General features: G+C 69.3%; 15 protein-coding genes. 7 read left to right on the top strand and 8 right to left on the bottom strand.

Features of this window, described 5'->3' with window-relative positions; genetic code table 11:
* Positions 1–7 precede the first annotated feature (7 nt).
* Positions 8–1,009 carry a tRNA lysidine(34) synthetase TilS gene (gene tilS, locus O3I_RS02195; RefSeq protein WP_014981254.1) on the top strand — a complete coding sequence of 334 codons (1,002 nt, stop codon included), beginning with the start codon at positions 8–10 and terminating at the stop codon, positions 1,007–1,009.
* A 51-nt stretch (positions 1,010–1,060) separates the two neighbouring features.
* A complete protein-coding gene (hpt, locus tag O3I_RS02200) occupies positions 1,061–1,612 on the top strand; it encodes a hypoxanthine phosphoribosyltransferase (RefSeq protein WP_014981255.1) in 552 nt (183 codons plus the stop codon).
* Positions 1,613–1,622: 10 nt separating this feature from the next.
* Here hpt and O3I_RS02205 read toward each other — a convergent pair whose 3' ends face one another.
* Genes O3I_RS02205 through O3I_RS02215 form a run of 3 tightly spaced genes read right to left on the bottom strand, consistent with a single transcriptional unit; the run spans position 1,623 to position 7,458 of the window.
* Entirely contained in the window at positions 1,623–2,342 is a 720-nt protein-coding gene (locus tag O3I_RS02205; protein ID WP_014981256.1) for a cyclase family protein, read from the bottom strand.
* Positions 2,339–4,831, bottom strand: coding sequence for a protein kinase domain-containing protein (locus O3I_RS42325; protein WP_014981257.1), 2,493 nt, complete (start codon positions 4,829–4,831; stop codon positions 2,339–2,341). The genes O3I_RS02205 and O3I_RS42325 overlap by 4 nt, the downstream gene beginning before the upstream one ends.
* The gene (locus O3I_RS02215; protein WP_014981258.1) at positions 4,828–7,458 is read right to left on the bottom strand and encodes a serine/threonine-protein kinase; all 2,631 of its coding nucleotides are present in this window, start codon (positions 7,456–7,458) and stop codon (positions 4,828–4,830) included. Before O3I_RS02215 ends, O3I_RS42325 begins: the two co-directional genes overlap by 4 nt.
* Positions 7,459–7,584: 126 nt before the next feature.
* On the opposite strand from O3I_RS02215, the gene O3I_RS02220 reads away from it, so the two are divergent.
* On the top strand, positions 7,585–9,060 hold the full coding sequence (locus O3I_RS02220) for an amidase (RefSeq protein ID WP_014981259.1): 1,476 nt from the start codon (positions 7,585–7,587) through the stop codon (positions 9,058–9,060).
* On the opposite strand, the gene O3I_RS02225 is transcribed toward O3I_RS02220, so the two are convergent.
* From O3I_RS02225 to O3I_RS02235, 3 genes are all read right to left on the bottom strand, one after another.
* The gene (locus O3I_RS02225) at positions 9,061–9,957 is read right to left on the bottom strand and encodes a LysR family transcriptional regulator (protein WP_014981260.1); all 897 of its coding nucleotides are present in this window, start codon (positions 9,955–9,957) and stop codon (positions 9,061–9,063) included.
* Positions 9,958–10,383: 426 nt separating this feature from the next.
* Positions 10,384–11,217, bottom strand: a complete 834-nt coding sequence (locus O3I_RS02230) for an SDR family oxidoreductase (protein WP_014981262.1) — start codon at positions 11,215–11,217, stop codon at positions 10,384–10,386.
* Complete coding sequence (locus O3I_RS02235) at positions 11,214–12,821, bottom strand: aldehyde dehydrogenase family protein (protein ID WP_014981263.1); 1,608 nt, start codon at positions 12,819–12,821, stop codon at positions 11,214–11,216. The genes O3I_RS02230 and O3I_RS02235 overlap by 4 nt, the downstream gene beginning before the upstream one ends.
* Positions 12,822–12,977: 156 nt before the next feature.
* Between O3I_RS02235 and O3I_RS02240 the strand changes: the two genes are divergently transcribed.
* Positions 12,978–14,300, top strand: a complete 1,323-nt coding sequence (locus O3I_RS02240; RefSeq protein ID WP_014981264.1) for a PucR family transcriptional regulator — start codon at positions 12,978–12,980, stop codon at positions 14,298–14,300.
* Here O3I_RS02240 and O3I_RS02245 read toward each other — a convergent pair whose 3' ends face one another.
* Positions 14,301–14,561: a DUF2277 domain-containing protein gene (locus O3I_RS02245; RefSeq protein ID WP_014981265.1), complete on the bottom strand. Its 261-nt coding sequence runs from the start codon at positions 14,559–14,561 to the stop codon at positions 14,301–14,303.
* A 128-nt stretch (positions 14,562–14,689) separates the two neighbouring features.
* Between O3I_RS02245 and O3I_RS02250 the strand changes: the two genes are divergently transcribed.
* On the top strand, positions 14,690–15,526 hold the full coding sequence (locus O3I_RS02250) for a DUF1266 domain-containing protein (protein WP_041562361.1): 837 nt from the start codon (positions 14,690–14,692) through the stop codon (positions 15,524–15,526).
* 84 nt (positions 15,527–15,610) lie between these two features.
* Here the strand turns inward: O3I_RS02250 and O3I_RS02255 are convergent, their stop codons facing one another.
* Entirely contained in the window at positions 15,611–16,465 is an 855-nt protein-coding gene (locus O3I_RS02255) for a hypothetical protein (protein WP_237748244.1), read from the bottom strand.
* A gap of 451 nt (positions 16,466–16,916) precedes the next feature.
* On the opposite strand from O3I_RS02255, the gene ftsH reads away from it, so the two are divergent.
* Complete coding sequence (gene ftsH, locus O3I_RS02260; protein ID WP_014981268.1) at positions 16,917–19,322, top strand: ATP-dependent zinc metalloprotease FtsH; 2,406 nt, start codon at positions 16,917–16,919, stop codon at positions 19,320–19,322.
* A 222-nt stretch (positions 19,323–19,544) separates the two neighbouring features.
* Positions 19,545–20,150 (top strand): GTP cyclohydrolase I FolE, encoded by a 606-nt coding sequence (gene folE / locus O3I_RS02265; RefSeq protein WP_171904449.1) that lies wholly within the window; start codon positions 19,545–19,547, stop codon positions 20,148–20,150.
* Positions 20,151–20,229: the final 79 nt, after the last annotated feature.

Below are 20,229 nucleotides of genomic sequence, written 5' to 3' on the forward strand. Positions count from 1 at the left end.
TGCGCGTATGGGTCGCGCGGACGCCGGAGCGGCGGAGCCGCGCCGTCTGCCGGAGACGGCGGCGGCGCTGGCGGTACGACGCGCTGTGCGCGCGTGGCGTGCCGCGCACGGCGGGTCCGAGGTCGCCGTCGCACTGTCCGGCGGGGCGGACTCGCTGGCATTGACCGCGGCGGCGGTCATCGAGATGGACGCGGTGGACGCCCTCGTCATCGATCATCAACTGCAGCCCGGGTCCGACGCCGTCGCCGCGGCCGCGGCCGCGACGGCGCTGGCCCTCGGCTGCCGCTCGGCCCGAATCCTGCCGGTGGCGGTCGGCGGCACGGGCGGGCTCGAGGCGGCGGCACGGCAGGCTCGGTACGCGGCATTGGCCGCGGCTCGCGCCGGACTGCCGGTCTTGCTCGGGCACACGCTCGACGACCAGGCGGAAACCGTGTTGCTCGGCTTGGCGCGCGGGTCGGGCGGGCGGTCCATCCAGGGGATGACCGAGTGGGCCGAACCTTGGGGACGGCCCTTGCTCGAGGTGCGACGGGAGACGACGCGGCAGCTGTGCGCCGACGCCGGGCTGACCCCGCACGAAGACCCGCACAACCACGCGCCCGAATTCACCCGGGTGCGGCTGCGCACCGAGGTGCTGCCGCTGCTGGAGGACGTGCTCGGCGGCGGCGCGGCCGAGGCGCTCGCCCGCACCGCCGCCCAGCTGCGCGACGACGGCGCCGTGCTGGACGCGCTTGCCGGGGAGCTGCTGGACACCGCGAGTGATGGCGGTGCCCTGGTCATCGAGACCCTCGCCACTGCGCCGGCCGCACTGCGCCGCCGGACCATCCGGGCATGGTTGCTCGAAGGTGGCGCGAAAGCCCTGACGGGCAAGCATTTACGCGCGGTGGACGAGCTGGTCACGGACTGGCGCGGCCAGGGTGGGGTGGCGGTCGGCGGCGGAACCGGGGGTAGCAGGTTGGTCGCGGCGCGCGAACATGGCAGGCTGACACTGCGTCTGCGCAGCGGCCGATGACACATAATGGGTCGGCCGTCCGGGAGCGAAAACCAGAAGGGAACAGCTGACGTGTACGGGGACGACATCGCGTCGGTGCTGATCACCGAGGAAGAGATCGCCACCAAGACCCAGGAGCTGGCCGAGCTCATCGCCAAGCGCTATCCACCCGGCGCGCCCGAGGGCGATCTGCTGCTGGTGGGCGTGCTCAAGGGTGCGATCTTCTTCATGACCGACCTGGCCAAGGCGCTGCCGATCCCGACCCAGATGGAGTTCATGGCCGTCTCGTCGTACGGCTCGTCCACCTCGTCCTCCGGTGTCGTGCGCATCATGAAGGACCTGGACAAGGACATCGCGGGCCGCAATGTGCTGATCGTCGAGGACATCATCGATTCGGGCCTGACGCTGTCCTGGCTCAAGCGCAACCTCTCCACCCGCAACCCGGCCTCGCTCGAAGTGGTCACGCTGTTACGCAAGCCGGACGCGTTACGCACGCACGTGGACGTCGCGCATGTCGGCTTCGACATCCCGAACGAGTTCGTCGTCGGTTACGGCCTCGACTACGCCGAGCGCTACCGCGACCTGCCCTACATCGGCACCCTCGATCCCAAGGTCTACTCCTGACCCCAGCCCGTCAGGTGCCCGGCAGTATCCCGAAGATCGTTGCGGGAGAGCCGGAACCGTCGCGGTAGAGCGGCGCACCGACCAGGATCCACGCACCGGTCGCCGGTAGGGCGGCGAGGTTGGCCAGGCATTCCAGGCTGATCCGGTGCTCGCGGTACAGCAGTTTCGAGACCGCGTAGGTGTGGTCGGTGCCGAGGTCGGGCCCGAACGTATCGATACCGAGCGCGCCGCGCCTGCCCAGTCGCCCGGTGCGCAGCAGCCATTCCATCGTGTCCAGCGCGAAACCCGGTTGGTGTTCGGCGGATTCGGCGGTGCCGAGGAATTCCGGGGTGCCCCACTTGGCATCCCAGCCGGTCCACGCGACGACGGCGGCGCCGTTCGGAATCCGGCCGTGCCGCGCTTCCCACTGCTTCAGATCGGCGATCGAGATCGCGTAGTCCCGGTCGTGGGCGCAGCGGTCGCGCACGTCGATCTTCACCGCGGGCAGCAGCAGGTCGTCCAGCTCCAATTGATCGGCGCCCAGACCGTCGGGATGGAAATGGATCGGTGCGCCCCAATGGGTTCCGGTGTGTTCACCCTGCTGGATGTAGCGCAGGTAGTAGCCGTCGTTGGCGACCGTCGCCACGATATCGGTGCGGAACTCCGGATCGTCCGGATACAGCGGCGTCGTGGCCGGATCGTGCACATGCGACAGGCTCACCAGCCGCCCGAGCGGCCGCGGCGAGGTCATCGCTGCCGCTGCGGGATGGCCCGCGCCAAGGCGAGCAGATCGGCCTCCAGCCAGCGGAACAACCGGTAGGTAACCACGAATGCCAGAATGCCACCGACGCTGAGTAAGCGCACCGGAACTATGACCAATCCCAGATCGGCGGCATCGACGAAGGTCGCGCCGACCACCCCGAGCAACGGCACCGAGGCCGCGACGCCGAGATAGAAGTTGCCGCGCCGGGCCAGATTTCGGAGCTGACGCTCGTCGCCCGGGCCGACGCCGCCGCGCACCAGCAGTTGCGGATACACCACCCGTACGGCGAAGAGCATGGCCGGAAAGAACGGATAGGCCAGCGCGATGGCGGCGCAAACGAGCTGTGCCGCAAAGAAATGCAGGAAGGTCCCCGGTGGGAGCGAGACGCCGCTGGCGGCCAGGGCCAGCGGCCAGGCCACGCCCGCGATGATCCACATCGCGAACGGCACCAGCACCGCCCAGTCGCCGAGCAGCAGGGTGTCGCGTCGCGCCTTGGCCAGCGTGCGCGCGGAATACTCACGGCCACGGGCCAATCGGAACGAGACGGTCAGCGGCCTGCGGCTGAGCGCGATGAGCAGGACGGCCGCGAGCGGAAAGGAGATCAGATTGTTGATCAGGCCGACGGCGAAGAACTTCTCCTGATCGGCCGCCGCGAGCCGATCGATGATCAGCGACTGGTTGAGCTGGATGTTGTACCAGCTGGCGAGCACGTTGGGCACGCCGACGCACAGCGCCGCCACCGGGATGAGCCAGCCGCGGGCCCGGAACCGCAGGCTGGTCGGCGGCGGGTCGACCAGGTCGCGAGCGCGGGCGTCCAGACACAGATCCAGCTGCCCGGCCAGCTCGGCGCCGTTGCGCCAGCGGCGTTTCGGTTCGGCGCGCAGACAGTCGAGCAGGACGCGGCGCAGCGCCGCCGGGGTATCGGCGGGCAACTGCGCCGACGCGGTGTCGGGCAGACCCGCCCTGCGGGCTTCGAGCATGCGCGCGAGGGCGTCGGGCCGTGCCTCGCCCGCCCGCGGCTGGTCGTCGAACGGGTGTGTGCCCGTGAGCATTTCCCACAGCAGCAGGCCGAGTGAATAGAGGTCGCTGCGTGTTCCGGGTGCGGGGGCCGCTGGATCGAGCAGGCGGGCCAGTTGTTCGGGGGATCGGTAGCGCAGCGAATCCGTTTCTAGCTCACCAGGATTCGCCGCACCGGCGGTCGGGCCGGATGCGCGCAGCGCGAAATCGGCCAGCTTCGGCACGCCCTCGGCGGTGAACAGCACATTCGCCGGTTTGATGTCGTGGTGCAGCACGCCGAGATGCGCGGCGTGATCCAGTGCGCCGGCCAACCGCCTGCCCACCCACGCCACCGTCTCCGGCCAGCTCAGCGCCGCGATCTCGGCCCGCACACTCGAATCCGACGGCCGGATCTCCCCTTTCGCCTCCATCGCCGCGTCGACCGCCCGCAGCAGCAGGGCCCCGCCGGCGGACTCGGGGCCGCGGCGGCGCTGCTCGAGCACGCCGAGCGCGGTGCCGCCGGGCAGGTACTGCATATAGACCAGCCGCGGCGCGGCCGCGTCGAGCATCGAGTGCACCGGCCTGGTATGCGCGCGAACAGCGGCAGCGCCGTTCCCCGCGGGGTCCATGGAGCGGTGTGTGGGATCTCCGCCCGGTTCGCGGTCGGCCGCCTTGACGGTGTGGTCATCGAGGCCGGGTGGCCCGGCGACTGTATTGCCGGTCAGGTCGGGTGGGTCGGCGATCGTGTGATCGTCCGGGTCAGGACGCCGGGCGATGGTGCTGTCGTCGTCGATTGCTGCCCAGCCTTCCTCGAAGATCCCGGCGGTGGCGTCGGTGTGCAGCAATCGCTGATCGAACACGCGGACGATGTGGGCGTGATCCAGCTGCGCCATGGTCTGCGGTGCGCTCGCGCGGCCTGCCGAAAGGCGCACCGCGACAAGGCGTTGCATGGATCGCTGCCGGGCCAGGAATACTCGGCCGAGCACTCCGGCACCGAGGTCGGTCAGCAGATCGAAGTCGTCGATGCGCCGGCCGGGGGCGAGTTCGGCCAGCGCGGCGACGGCGGCGGCCGATTCCGCCGTACCGAAATCCACTGTGCTGTCGGCGACGTCGAACGCGGCGAGGCGCCGGCGGATCTCGTCGGCGAATTCGGGGTACTCCGCGATGAACTCCGCGACCGGCAGCGGCGCGTGGCGGCGCCGGGCCGAGAACTCCGCGCAGACCAGGTCGGCCAGGTCGGGACTCTGCTCGACCTCCGGAAACTCCTTGCGGTACTCCGTGATCCGCTTGCCGAGAGCGGCGGCGCGTCCCCAGCGTTCGCGCAGGTCGATGCGCAACAGCTCGGTCAGGATGGCCAGCCGGGTCTGGGCGCCGTCCGGCACGTAGTCCGCGATCCGCGGCGGTTCGAGCCGGTCGTCACGCAGGCTGCGCTGCCAATCGGCGGCGAACCGGGCGATCGCGTCGGCCCGCGAAGCCGTCACGTGCGCGGCTCCCGCACAGCGGGATCAACCACTGCCACCGTGGAGTCGACCACTGCCACCGTGGAGTCGACCACTGCCACCGTGGAATCGGCCACCGGCACCGTGGAATCCGGCACTGCCGCAGCGGGTTCCGCGCCGGAATCGGACCCCGTGGACCCGGGCGCGACCACCCGCTCCAGCGCCCGCAGATCCGCCTCCAGCGCGCGGAACAGCAGGTAGGACACCACGAACGCGATGATGCCACCCACGCACAGCACGCGCACCGCGAAGATCACCATCGGAATGTCGGCGGGCGGCAGGAAGGTCACCCCGGCCACCGCGAGCAACGGCACCGAGGCGGCGACCGCCAGATAGCCGTTGCAGCGGCGGTCGAGCCCGCGCAGCCAGATCGCGTCCTCGGGGCTGATGTCGCCGTGCCGCAGGAACAACGGGTAGATGCAGCGCACCATATAGAAGGTCAGCAGGAAGAACGGATAAGCCACCGCGATCGCGCCGCACACCACCAGTGACGCGAGAAAGTGCACGATCGCCCGCGCGGGCAGGTCCCCGGTCACCAGCTGCAACGCGATCGGGAAGGTCACCCCCGCCACCACCCAGAGCGAAAACGCCACGGCCACCGCACGATCCCCGAGCAGCAGCGCGTCGCGCCTGGTCCGGCGCAGGGTTTCGGGATCGTATCGGCGACCCTTGGCCAGCCCGTGCGGCACCGTGAGCAGGAACCGCGACATGTACAGCAGGATCGCGATACCCGCGGGAAAGACCACCGCGTTCACCACGCCGGTGATGATGCCGAAACTGTGCTGCGCGTCCTCGTTCAGCCGGTTGATGATGAGGTGCTGGTTGTGCTGGATGTTGTACAGCGAGGCAAGCACATTCGGCAGCCCGACGGCCAGCGCCGCGACGAGCAGCCGCCACGGGCGCAGCCGCAGTCGCCAACTGGTCGGCGCCGGGTCGACGAGTTCGCGGGCCCGCGCGTCCAGGCACAGCTCCAGCTGCCGCGCCAGTACCGCCCCGCTGGCCCAGCGCATCGTCCGCTCCGGCGCCAGGCAGGTGAGCAGCACCCGGCGCAGCGCCGCCGGGCAGTCGGCGGGAATCCGTTCCAGCGCCGCGGCTTCCACGCCCGCGCTGCGTCGCTCCAGCATCGCCTCGAGCGTGGTGTCGTCGCCGTGCGCGTCCGCACCCGCGGTGCTGTCGTCGAACGGTTTCGCGCCGGTGAGCAGTTCCCAGAGCACGACGCCGAGCGAGTAGATATCGGCGCGGGTGTCCAGATCGGCCGCGCTGCGGCCGAATCCGGGATGGCAGGCCTCCAGCTGCTCGGGCGACATGTAGGACAGCGAGCCGCCGAAATAGGCCACCGGACTGGTGCCTTCGACATTGCGGCTGAAGCTGATGTTGAAGTCGGCGAGCTTCGGCACCGCCTCCGCGGTCAACAGCACGTTCGCCGGTTTCACGTCCCGGTGCAGTACTCCGTGCGCGGACGCGTAGTCCAGCGCCTCGGCCAGCCTGCGCCCGAGCCAGGCCACCGTCTCGGGCCAGCTGAGCGTGGCGATCTCGGCCCGCACGCTCGAATCCGTCGGCCGGATCTCGCCTTTCTCCTCCATGGCCGCGTCCACCGCGTCCAGCAGCAGCCGTCCGCTGCGCTCGGCGGGCGGGGTGGCGCGCACCCAGCGCAGCACGCCGAGCAGCGTGCCGCCGGGCAGGAACTGCATGTAGAGCAGCCGCAGCCGGCGCGCGGCACTGCTGCCGGAATCGAGTACCCGCTGGTCGAAGACCCGCACGATGTAGTCGTGGTCGAGCTGGGCCAGCGTTTGCGGTTCGGTGCCGTGATCGGTGGAGATCTTCACCGCGACCAGCCGTTGCAGTGAGCGCTGCCGGGCCAGGAAGACCCGTGCGAACGCGCCGCTGCCCAGACCGGTCAGCAGGTCGAAATCGTCGATCCGCTGGCCGATTTCGATCCGGTCGAGCGCGTCGTAGCGGCCGGGACCGGTGCCGATCGTGGTCGGCACGGCGGTCGCCGTCCCGGTCAGGTCCGTGCTCGCTCGCGTCACTTCTGAACTACGGGTCGACGCGACGGTTCGGTTCAATCCGCTCTCGGCGAAGGCGGTTCGGGTGCGGTCCAGCGCGGCCAGTGTGGAATCTTCCAGCACCGCCCGCCGCGTACTCTGCTCGACGTCGTCGGCGTTGAGCAGGTCCCGCAGTTCCGCCGCCTGGTCCGGATATTCCCGCAGACAATCCCGGGGATCCACGCGTTCACCGCTGTGCCTGCGGATGACGAACTCTTCGTACACCAGTCCGGCCGGGATACTTTTCGGTTGCAGTTCGGGAAATTCGCGGCAATATTCGGCGAGCCGTTTGCGCGGTCGCGGTTCGGCGCGTTCCGGCGCGTCCGGGTCGAGCACGGTGCGGCGCAGCCAGCGATGCCGCAGGTCGACCCGGATGAGTTCGAGCAGTGCCGCCGTGCGCAGGGTCCGGGCGTCGGGCAGGAACTCCGCGATCCGCGGCGGCTGCTTGCCCGCGGTGCCCGCGGCATCCTCCCAGGCCGCGGAGAAGGCTGCCACCGCGCTGAATTCGGTGCCCAGCGCCGGATCGCCATAATCGGAAGTACTTCTATCGGACTCGGCACTCATTCTCGGACCTTAATTTTTCCGCCACACCCGATGTCATCATCCCCCGTGCAGTATTCGGAATGATAACTTGCGGCTGAACAGCGATCACCCGAATTCGACGACGATGCGACGGGGGACGACCAGCACATGTTCGAGAAGGCCACAGCGGTGGCGGACGGTTCGGCACAGACATCAGCACAGCGCCCGGCGGCTGAACGGCCGCGGGTCGGCCACGCCCCGGCGCCGGCGGTCAGATCCGTGGCGCCGGTCGAGGAACACCCGGACGGCAACCGCGGGCCGGCCGCGGCGCTCGCGGCGGGCGTGCGCGACGGCTCGCTGACGGCGCGCGAGACGGTCGACGCCACGCTCGCCCGGATCGTCGCCGAGCACCGGAACACCAATGCGTTCAGCGTTATTCGCACCGACAAGGCCAGGGCCGAGGCGAGCGCGCTGGAGCAGCGCGCCGACCTGGACGTGCTGCCGCTGGCCGGGGTGCCGATCTCGATCGAGCACCACATCGCGGTGGCGGGTGAGACGATGCGGTCCGGTTCGGCCGCCACCGATGCCCGTCCGGTCGCCGACGACCACGCGGTGGTGCGCAGGCTGCGCGCGGCGGGCGCGGTGATCGTGGGGCTGACCACGGTGCCGGAACTCGGATTGTGGGGTACCACCGACACCCCGGACCGGATCACCGGTAATCCGTGGAACGTCGCGCGCAGTGCGGGCGGTGCGTCGGGTGGGGCGGCCGCCGCGGTCGCTGCCGGGTTGGTGCCGATCGCGCACGGCAGCGACGGACTCGGCTCGGTGCGGGCGCCCGCGGCCTGCTGCGGCGTCTACGGTTTCAAGCCCGGACACCACACGGTGCCCGCCCAGATCGGCGTCGACGACTGGTCCGGCATGATCGAAAACGGTGTGTTCGCAACGACAGTCGGCGATGCCGCGCTGGCGTTGTCGGTGCTGGCCGCACGCCCGGACCTAGCCGAGGTGGAGCCGCCGGGCCGACTACGCATCGGACTAGCCGTGGCCCCACCACTTCGCTTGTTCCCGGTCGACCGCCAGTGGACCAACGCCGCCCGCACCGCCGCCTCGGTGGCCGCGGCCGCGGGGCATCTGGTCGAACCGACCGCGTTGCCCTACGGTGACGCGCTGCTCTGGATCTTCTTGCGCTGGTTGGCCGTCGGCGCGCGGGAGGCCGCCGCGCTACCCCAGCCCGACCGACTACAGCCGCGTACCCGACGGCATCTCGCACTCGGTCGCACCGTCACCCGACTACGCCTGGTCCGGCAGAGCCAGGTCGATCGGGTCGAGGCGCGCCTGCTCGAATTCTTCGAACGCTACGACGTGGTGATCACGCCCACGCTCGCCGGCCCGCCGCCCAAGGCGCGGGCCTGGCATCGCCGCGGCTGGCTGGCCAATGTCCTTGCCTGCGCGCGGTATTCCCCCTTCACCCCGCTGTGGAACCTGGTCGGCTGGCCCGCCGCCTCGCTCCCGATGGGCATGCACCCCGATGTCGGAACGCCGCTGGCCGCTCAGCTGGCCGGTCCGCCGGGCAGCGAATCCACTCTGCTGCGGTTGTCCGCACAGCTGGAAGCGCAGCACCCGTGGCGGCGCACGATCAACTGATCAGGAGGCGCTGACGACGGGTTGCGGCTGCTGTACCGAGAACCCGCCGTCGACCGCGCGACCGGCGAATTCGAGGATGGTCGGCCGGGTGTCGTCGGCCCGCCACGCGACGGCGAGTTCGCACGGCGCGAGGCCGGCCACCGGGCGGGCGGTGAGCCCGGGCCAGCGGTACATCGGCACGTTGTTCTCGGCCAGCAGGCAGACGCCGAGGCCGAGGCTCACGGCCTCCAGCTTGTCCTCGGGGGTCGCCGCCTCGGCGCCGATCTTCGGCTGCCGTCCGCTGCGCGCGTCGTTGCCGAGCCAGAAGTCACGGACCGCACCCGCCTCGGTGGGCAGCGCGACGAACGGCTCGTCGAGCAGATCGGTGAACTCGATCGTCTCCTGATCGGCCAGCGGATGGTTCTCCGGCAGCAGCACCCAGCGCGGCTCGGTGCGCAGCACCTGCCAGCGGTAGCGGTTCGGGTCGGGCAGCGGCAGCCACACCAGCGCCAGATCGGCCTGGCGGCCGGACAGGCCGCTGGACGGGTCGGTCCAGGACGCCGCGTGCAGGGCCAGCCGATGGCCGCTCGCGCTCTCCAGATCGTTCAGCAGCCCACGCCCGAGCGCGGACTGGATGCCGACGCGCAGCACCTCGCCGGCCTCCTGCAGCGAGACGTTGGTGATCTCCCACAGCTCCAGGATCTTGCGCGCGCCCTCGAGTAGTTCCTTGCCCGCGACGGTCAGGGCGACGCTGCGCTGGTTGCGGTCGAACAGGACCACGTCGAGCTGGCGTTCCAGCTGCCGGATCTGACGCGACAGGGTGGGTTGAGCGATGTGCAGCCGCTGAGCGGCGTTGGTGAAGTGCAGTTCCTCAGCGACGGCGACGAAATACCGCAGGTCGCGCAAATGCGGGTCCATAGCCCCTTGCTATCAGAATCAGTCCTGAATTTCCAGCCTTATCAAGCCAGAAAGTTCGGATACGGGTACCAAAACATTCGACAGGTTTGTTAGAGACAGCATATTGCCTGTGATGGTGTGGCGCACCACCGCCTCCGCGAATGATCGGCATACCGCCGCTCAGGTGGCGGCAAAGATCAATCGGTCACTAGACCAGCATGAATGGCCGATTTCGCGCAACATCAAGTTGAGCTAAAGACCGACCGACCGGTTGCTGGTCGTCCGCTGAGGGCCTGCTTCTGGCCGCCGTGGAGTCATTTGTACCCTCTATAGTGATTTTCGTCACATTATGGTTTGACCGACCGCTCAGAAAGGTTTGCGGACGCGCAAAAAAGCGCTGTGGGCCCGGGTGAAGCCGGGGCCCACAGCGCTCGTCTGCCGGGCGATTCAGACGTTGCGTGCGCGATCCTCGTACGCCTTGCGCTGATCGGTGTCGACGTCGTCGAGGAACGCGCGACCCGAACCCAGCGCACGGGCCACGGTGTCGCCGACCGCGTCCGGCAGGATGCCGAACAGTTGCGCCAGCAGGCCCGCCACCGCGGTCACCCGGACCTTCGACTTGGGCGCGGCGATCAGCCCGACGATGGCGGCGGCGATCTCCTCCGGCTCCGCCGGGCGCAGCAGCTTGGGCGGGGTGACGCCCGAACCGAGCTCGGTGTTGGTCAGCGTCGGCAGCACCGAGGAGAAGCGCACACCGGACTCGCGGTACTCCTCGCGCAGCGTGTCGGTGAACCCGAGCACCGCGTGCTTGCTGGCGTTGTAGGTGGCCAAGCCGGGGATGTGGCTCTCGCCCGCCAGCGAGGCGATGTTGATGATGTGGCCGCTCTTGCGTGGCAGCATACGAGTCAGACCCAGCTTGGAGCCGAGGATGACACCGTAGACATTGATGTCCAGGATCCGGCGGGTGATCTGATCCGGTTCGTGCACCAGCCGCCCGGTCGGCATGATGCCCGCGTTGTTGATCAGCACGTCGATCGGGCCGACGGTGCGCTCGACCTCGTCGAGGAAGGCCTCGAACGAGGCCGGATCGGTCACGTCGAGCTTGCCGTAGTACTCGAAACCATGCGTGGTGCCCGACTCTTTCACCGTCTTCTCGTCGATATCGCCGATCGCGATCTTCGCGCCGAGCGCCCGCAGCGCGGTGGCGGTAGCCAGCCCGATGCCACGGGCTCCACCCGTGATGGCAACGACCTTGCCGCGGATCTTCGAAGAGTCGCTCACTTCTTGCCTCCCTTGAGTTTCAGAACAGCCGGAATGTCGATGCGGCGCAGACCGCGGGCGCCGGCCGCGCGCATGGCGCCGACCGCGAACAGCAGCTTCGGCATCTGGTACGGGAACCAGAACAGCTCCTTCTGCTGGGTCGGCAGGATCGGCGTCGTAATCGCTTGCTGGCGGCAGTATTTGCGGACGCCGTCGGCCCCGCCCCAGCGCGCGCCGACACCGGACTGACTCCAGCCACCCATCGGCAGCGCGAAGCTGAACAGATTGCTGAAGACGTCGTTGATGTTGACCGCACCCGCGTTGAGCTGCCGGGCGATCCGCTCGCCCCGCTCCTTGTCGCCGGTCCACACCGAGGCGGACAGCCCGTAGATCGAATCATTCGCCAGCCGAATGGCTTCCGCCTCGTCGGCCACCTTCATGACCGGCAGCGTCGGGCCGAAGGTCTCCTCGGTGATACAGGACATCGTGTGGTCGACGTCGACCAGCACGGTCGGCTCGAACGCGGTACCGAACCCGGCTCGCTTGCCGCCGGTGAGCACCTTCGCGCCGGCCGCGACGGCCTCGTCGACGTGGCGCTGCACGATCGTCGCCTGGTTCTCGTTGGCCAGTGCACCCACGTCGTGCGCGGACTCGCGATCGTCCAAACCCTGGCGCAGCGCTTTGACATTCGCGGTCAGCTTGGCCACGAATTCGTCGTAGACCGGCGCCTCCACGTACACCCGCTCCACCGAGATGCAGACCTGGCCCGAGTTGAACATGCCGCCGAAGGTGATGCCGTGCGCGGCGCGGTCGAGGTCGGCGTCGGCGAGCACGATGGCCGGGTCCTTGCCGCCCAGTTCCAGGCTGTAGGGCACCATCCGTTCGGCACAGGCCACCGCGATCCGGCGGCCGGTCGCGGTCGAGCCGGTGAACTGGATGTAGTCGGCGTGTTCGACCACGGCGGCGCCGGTCGCGCCCGCCCCGGTGACCACCGCGAGGACCGGCGGTGCGCCGATTTCGGCCCAGCCCCTTGCCAATTCGAGCGCGGACAGCGGCGTCACCTCGGACGGCTTCAGGATCACCGCGGCACCCGCGGCCAGCGCGGGGAACACGTCCAGCGCGGGCATGGCGAGGGGGAAGTTCCACGGCGTGATCACCCCGACGACGGGGTACGGCTTGTACGCGGTGGTCAGCTTCTTGACCCGGGCCAGCGGGCTGTGCGGGGAGGGATGGTCGTCGCTGAGGAACTTCGCCGCGCGGCGCGCGTAGTAGCCGACCAGATCGGTCGCGAACGCCGGGTCGATGAGCGAATCCACCCGTGGCTTGCCGGTTTCCGACTGCACCACGTCGGCGATCCGCTCGGTGTTGTCGATCAGCCAGTCTTGCAGTTTCAGTAGCCATTCCTTGCGGCCGTCGGCGCCGATCGCCTCCCACTCCGGCTGGTACAGGCGCAGCTCACGCACCTTCGCCGCGACTTCGTCGGCGGACACCGCGGGAACCGTGCCGACCAGCTCGCCGGTCCCGGGGTTGCGCACCTCGATGACGGTGGGGGCGGGCGCCGGAGTGGGCTTCTTCGCGGTCGCCTTGCGCGCCTGCGCTTTTTTCGCTGGTTCGGTGTTGGTCACGGTTGTTCTCCCACTGACGTTGTGCTGTGAACCGTGTGGCGGGATGTGAAAGGCGCCACTGAACTATGATGTTGGCACAATTGCAAGGGAGTTTCTTGGCTCAGTTTGTCAACTGGATTGATCTTTTTTGTGTTCGAAGTACAAATCGGAGGGCATGTGACCGGCGTATCACCGAGTCAGGGCGGGGCGGATCTCGAGGTGGTCCGCGACTGGCTCGCCGAATACGTCTACGAGACGATGCGGGCCGAGACGCTCGAGCAGATCGTGGCGCGCCTCGACAGCACGATCGTCGCGCGCGTGCCCGAACTCGCCGATCGCGACATGCGCCGCGACCTCGCCGCGAGCACCCGCGCGCACGCCCGGCTGATGTTGAGCGGAATCACCAGTGACACCTATGAATTCACGATTCCGGAGGAGGCGCACGCGTTCGCGCGGACGATCGCGCGGCGCGGATTCGAGCTGCGCGTGCTGCTACGGACCTACCACGTCGGCATGGAGGGCGTGCTCGACTACATGACCGACGCGATCGATCAGCGCCAGGCCCCGCAGGAGATCGAGCGGGCGGTGATGCTGCGGATGTTCGAGCGCTCGACGAAATGGGTGAGCACCTCGGTCGAACTGCTCACCGAGACCTACATGGAGGAGCGCGAGCGGGTCATGCGGGCCGCGCTCAACCGGCGCACCGAGACCATCCGCGCGCTGCTCGCCGGCGACGATCTGGACGCCGACCTGGCCTCGGCCCGGCTCGGTTACCGGCTCGGTCAGCGCCACGTCGCGTTCGTGCTGTGGACCGACGAGGGCGAATCGGGCAGCGGTGACGGCGAAGTCATCGGTTTGCTGGAACGAGTCGCCACGCGGGTCGCCGCGGGCCTCGGCAGCAGCAGGCTGCTCACCGTCGCGTCCGGCTCCAGCGGCATGTGGGCTTGGGCCGGGCTCGGTGATGGGCCGAATTCCGATGGGGGACAGGGCAGCCGAGGGGACGCGGGGGAGCCCGGTGCGCTCGGGCGGATCGCCGCCGGACTGGTCGACGCGCCGGTCCGGGTCGCGTTCGGGGTTCCGGCGGGGCAGCTCGCCGGATTCCGGCAGAGCCATCGCGAGGCGGTCGCCGCCAGGCAGGTCGCCGATCGGGGCCCGGCCGGTCCGGACCGCGTCATCGGCTATCGCGACGTGGAGATCGCCTATCTGGCGGGCGCCGACGAAGTGGCGATGCGCGGTCTGATCGCCAGGGAGTTGCGCGCGCTGTCCGGCTCGGACGCGAACGCGGCGCGACTGCGCGCGACGCTGCACGCCTACCTGACGAGTCATCGCAGCCCGGAGGCCACGGCGAAACTGCTCGGCGTACACAAGAACACGGTGCGCTACCGGATCCAGCGGATCGAGGAACTGCTCGGCCATCCGATCGAACAGCGCAGCTTGCCGCTGGAACTGGCGCTGGCCTGCGTGGCCGCCTACGGCGCGGCCGCTCTGCCTACCGGATGATCACTCGGCCGCCTCGCCCGCGGCCACCCGCCGCAGCGGCGGTTCGGTCGGCGCGACGGCCGGACGATCCGGTAGGTCGGCCAGCAGCTGGGTGGTTGCCGCGGCGATGGCCGTAACGGCCTTGTCGACGGCGGCCTTGGTCGTGGAGCTCAGGCCGGACACACCACCGACCGTACGCACGTACTGCAGTGCGGCAGCATAGATTTCCTGCTCGGTAGCGGCAGGTTCCAGGCCACGAAGGAGGGTGATGTTGCTACTCATGCGAGCACAGTAGCTCTCTGGCCGGGTATGCGGCAGGGCAAGAAACTCCTCGGCCGAAATTGGACGTCCGGCGACCGCGCCGCGGCGAACGACACCGCGCCGCAGGCACGGCCAATAGACTCGGGCACATGCCTGCCCGCGGTGTACCCACGTTGACGACCTTCCCGTACGACGAGCTGGATCAGCGCGAAGAGGACCACTGGTCCGGCGCGGCGGTCGCGGACGACGAGTTACGGGCGCTCGCGCTCGGCGCGTTCTACTCGGCCCGCTGGGACGCCTTCCACGACGCGCTGCTGCTCGGCCCCGAACGCGAGCATCCGCTCGGCGACCGCCGGGAACTCGCCATCGACACGCTCACCGGCGCCTGGGGCATCACCGACGGAACCGAGGCGCAGGCCTCCATGGAGCAGCTGCTGGACGGCATGCACGCGCCGCTCTACGCGCTGGTCCACCCGCTGGTGATGGCCTCGATCAACGCCAGCGAGCGGGACCGCTTCGGCGAGCGGGCCGATCGGCACCGCGCCTTCCTGCGCCAGGTCGGGTCGTTCCGCGGGATGGACAATCCGGAGGCGCTGGTCCGCGACTACGACATCTGGTCCCAGGCGATCAAGATCGGCTTCACCGATCATCTGGCCCGCCCGCTGCCCAGCGATATCCACGCCTGGGACCTGGCCCGGGTGGTCGCGGTCGCGCGGATGGCCTTCACCGCCGGCTACCTCGACGCGGATCTGGCCTGGGACTACCTCGCGCGGGCCCTGCCCATCGCGCAGGCCAAGTACCGCAACTGGCGCCAATTCGGCGACGCGTACCTCACCGGCTGGACGTACTGGCAGGCCTGCGAAGACCTGGCGGAACTGAAGAACGGCGGGGTCGACCGGCGGATGGAACTGCTGCGCCTGTGGATGCGCCCGACCAGCCCTTGGCGGCGCATCAGCCTCACGCCGATGCCCGTCGCGCAAGCCTGATCGCCGACACCTTCGATCGCCCGGCCGTCCGGATCGACCAGCCTCCCGATCGATCGGCTTCCTGGCCGCCCGGCCCCCTGGTCGCTACCCGCCGTCGGGTAGCGACCGGAGGATGCCGCGGCCGTAGCGCTGGAACTGCGCGTCGTCGACCATGCCGAGCGAGTGCCGTTCGACCAGCAGTTCCCACTCCGAATACAGCTGTGCCACACCGGGATCGGCCGGGCCCGCGGCACCGTCGGCGGAATCGCGGCGGACCGCGAAGTTCACCGCGAGCGTGACGCGCTCGGTGTCGGCCCGGTCCGCGCCGGTGAAACGTAGCGTGACGTTGCCGTCGTGCACTTCCATGCCCGCCTCGCCACGGGGCGAGCCGATCTCGCCCGCCGCTACCGGCGTGCCGTCGGTATTGCGCGCCCACAGCACCGCCGGGATGGGCAACTCGTGCGCGTAGCGGCTGCCGGCACCGATGGAAATGAACAGCAGCCGGCCGGTGGTCGCGGCGAGCAGGCCGGAACCGCTGCCCGCGGGCGCGTGCGCCACCGCGATCGCGGTCTCCAGCACGTACTCGTCCGGCGTGACATAGCGATGCAGCGCGGCTATCGCCGCCTTGGCCTCGCGGTGCGGCGCCATCCGGCGTACCGCGCGCTCCACGTCGGCCCGGGTCGGCCCGGACTTGCCCCAGCTCGGTGCGGGCGGGTTGAGATCCGGCGCTGCGACATCGATGCGCTGCGTGGACAGGATCTGGCTGTTGATCCGGTCCACGATCTCGCTCGCGGCCGGGACATCGTGCTCGGCGATGAGCACCGGTAACGGCGTACGGTCTGCGGGCACCCCGGTCAGCACCGGCGTCGGATATCTCAGGTAGATCTCGATGACCACCGCGTCGTCGGCGCGCCGGTTCAGCCGGACCTTCAACAGGTCCGAAACCGGTACGTCGAGCACCCGCTCACCATCGGATCCCGGCCGCAGGACGATCAATCTCCCGCGACCGTGACGCACTATCGCTGTGGGTGTCCGTAGTTCGACTATGTCCATACCCCCTGCGCTCTGTTGGATTTGCGGTGCTCGCGGGGCACTACGTGGTTACGCAAGCTACCGCCTTCGCGCCCGTCGCTCGCACCGCGGTGTTGTGTCGTCGCTCACGATAGGCCGAACATGCCATGATTGTGACCACTTGGAGTAACACAGCCGGAGGACTTCGGGAACCACCGACGTCCCTTCGCCGTTTACCTCTTTAACTGCACCTGCAGCCGAACTGCGCGATGTATCGACTAGACCGTACGCGGTAACGTGGCATGTCCGCATCCGAACCCTCCCGGAGCCGGACGCGCCCGACGCATCGCTTGCACGAACCGGAGACACCGGAAAGGACTGGCCGGCCGGCCGACGCTCTATGAACCGCAAGACAGTGTTTCGCACCCTGGCCATAGTCTCGGGCATTCTGCTCGTGATCTATGCGTTCAGCTACTTCGGCAATGACACGCGCGGCTGGAAGAACGTCGACACATCCGTCGCTTTGAGCCAGCTGACCGACAAGAACAACGTCAAGAACGTCCAGATCGATGACCGCGAGCAGCAGCTGCGCATCGAACTGAAGAACGGCAACGACGCGACCAGTGGCGAGAGCAAGATCATCGCGAAGTATCCCGGCGGTAGCGAGACCTCCAGCCAGGTCTTCGACGCCGTGAAGAACTCGGGCGCGCCCTACAACACCGTGGTCAAGCAGGAGAGCTGGCTCACCCAGATCCTGCTGTTCGTGCTGCCGATGATCATCCTGCTCGGCCTGTTCATCTTCGTGATGGCACGCATGCAGGGCGGCGGCCGCGGCGGCATGATGGGCTTCGGCAAATCGAAGGCCAAACAGCTGTCCAAGGACATGCCCAAGACCACGTTCGCGGATGTGGCCGGCGCCGACGAGGCGGTCGAAGAGCTCTACGAGATCAAGGACTTCCTGCAGAATCCGGTGCGCTACCAGGCGCTCGGCGCGAAGATCCCCAAGGGCGTGCTGCTGTACGGCCCGCCCGGCACCGGTAAGACGCTGCTCGCGCGCGCCGTGGCCGGCGAGGCGGGTGTGCCGTTCTTCACCATCTCCGGTTCGGACTTCGTCGAGATGTTCGTCGGTGTCGGTGCGTCCCGCGTGCGCGACCTGTTCGAGCAGGCCAAGCAGAACAGCCCCTGCATCATCTTCGTCGACGAGATCGACGCGGTCGGCCGCCAGCGCGGCGCGGGCCTCGGCGGCGGCCACGACGAGCGTGAGCAGACGCTGAACCAGTTGCTCGTCGAGATGGACGGCTTCGGCGACCGCACCGGCGTGATCCTGATCGCCGCCACCAACCGGCCCGACATCCTGGACCCGGCGCTGCTGCGGCCCGGTCGGTTCGACCGGCAGATCCCGGTCGGCAACCCCGATCTGGCGGGCCGTCGCGCGATCCTGCGGGTGCACTCGCAGGGTAAGCCGATCTCGCCCGATGCCGACCTGGACGGCCTGGCCAAGCGCACGGTCGGCATGTCCGGCGCCGACCTGGCCAACGTGATCAACGAGGCCGCGCTGCTCACCGCGCGGGAGAACGGCGCCGTCATCACCGGCGAATCGCTCGAGGAGTCGGTGGATCGCGTGGTCGGCGGTCCGCGCCGCAAGAGCCGGATCATCAGCGAGCACGAGAAGAAGATCACCGCCTACCACGAGGGCGGGCACACACTGGCCGCCTGGGCGATGCCCGATATCGAGCCCGTCTACAAGGTGACCATCCTGGCCCGCGGCCGCACCGGCGGCCACGCCATGACGGTGCCCGAGGACGACAAGGGCCTGATGACCCGCTCGGAGATGATCGCCCGCCTGGTGATGGCGATGGGCGGCCGCGCGGCCGAGGAACTGGTGTTCCACGAGCCGACCACCGGCGCGTCCTCCGATATCGATCAGGCGACCAAGATCGCCCGCGCGATGGTCACCGAATACGGCATGAGCGCGCGCCTCGGCGCGGTCCGCTACGGCCAGGAGGCGGGCGATCCGTTCCTCGGCCGTTCGATGGGCCAGAGTTCGGACTACTCGCACGAGGTCGCTGGCGCCATCGACGAGGAGGTGCGCAACCTGATCGAGGCCGCGCACACCGAGGCGTGGGCCATCCTCAACGAGTACCGCGACGTGCTCGACGTGCTGGCAACGGCGCTGCTGGAGCGGGAGACGTTGCACCGCAAGGAACTCGAGACGCTGCTCGCCACCGTGGAGAAGCGGCCCCGGATCACCGCGTTCAACGACTTCGGCGACCGCGTCCCGTCCAGCAAGCCGCCGGTCAAGACCCCGGGCGAGCTGGCGCTCGAACGCGGTGAGCCGTGGCCGCCGCCGGAGCAGGTGCCCGCACCGCTGCCCGCGGGGGCGGCCCGGGAGGGCCAGCCCGCCAACGGCTACCCGGATGACGGTGGCTATCACGCCCAGCCGCAGTACGGCTACCCGGCGCAGCCCGCGACCGGTTACCCGCTGCCGCAGGCGCCCGCGCCCGGCTATCCACAGCGGGGTGGCACGCACGGCTCGCGTCCGGACTACGGCGCTCCGGCCGGTTGGTCGGCGCCCGGCTGGCCGCCGCGCGAAGAGCAGCAGTCCGGTCAGCCCAGCGGCTGGACCGAACAGCCGCAGCGCGGTGGCCACCAGCAGTGGGCTCCACCGCAGGGTGGTCCGCAGGACGGCAATTACGACCGTCGCGGCAGCTACGGCGATCGCCCCGGCTACGACGAGCAGGGCCGCCCGAACCAGAACGGTGAGGGCGAGAACAATGAGTGGGATGGACCGAACGGTCGGCACTGACCCACGGGCGGCCTCGCCCGGCCTCGCGGCCGGGCGAGCTGTCGTCTCCGGGCCTATCGCGCTCGTCAGGAGCAGTGCCGATTAGGCTCGACCACCGGGGTGCCGAATGATTGCCGGCACCCGAGATTTTGGAGGTGTCCTCGATTGTCGGCCAACAATCACCTCGGCGGTCACGCGCTCGCCGATCCGGACGGTGCCGCGGAAACCGGGTCGGCCAACGGTGTGACCGGCCCCGAGCTGGTCGCGCTGGAGACCGGTAGACCGTTCGACCAGGCCAGAGCCGAAGCCGCGGTCCGGGAGTTGCTGATCGCGGTCGGCGAGGATCCCGACCGGCCCGGACTGGTCGACACCCCCGCGCGGGTCGCCCGCGCCTATCGCGAGATGTTCGCCGGGCTCTACGTCGAACCGGACGCGGTGCTGAACACCACGTTCGACGAGGGGCATCAGGAACTGGTGCTGGTCCGCGACATCCCGCTGTACTCCACCTGTGAACATCACCTGGTCTCGTTCCACGGGGTCGCGCACGTCGGGTACATCCCCGGCAAGCACGGCCGGGTCACCGGACTGTCCAAGCTGGCCCGCGTGGTCGACCTCTACGCCAAGCGTCCGCAGGTCCAGGAACGACTGACCAGTCAGATCGCCGACGCCGTCATGCGCAAGCTGGATCCGCGCGGCGCGATCGTGGTGGTCGAGGCCGAGCATCTCTGCATGGCGATGCGCGGTATCCGCAAGCCGGGCGCGAGCACCACCACCTCGGCGGTGCGCGGCCTGCTGCAGTCGAGTCCGTCTTCGCGTGCCGAGGCCCTCGACCTCATTCTGCGCAAGTGAGCGGATCCCGGATGAGCGTGCGCGCGGGCCGGCGGACGAGCCACCGGCTCGGCGCGACGGCGGGCGTCCGGTGCGAGGC

The sequence above is a fragment of the Nocardia brasiliensis ATCC 700358 genome (assembly GCF_000250675.2).
Taxonomy (GTDB): Bacteria; Actinomycetota; Actinomycetes; order Mycobacteriales; family Mycobacteriaceae; genus Nocardia; species Nocardia brasiliensis_B.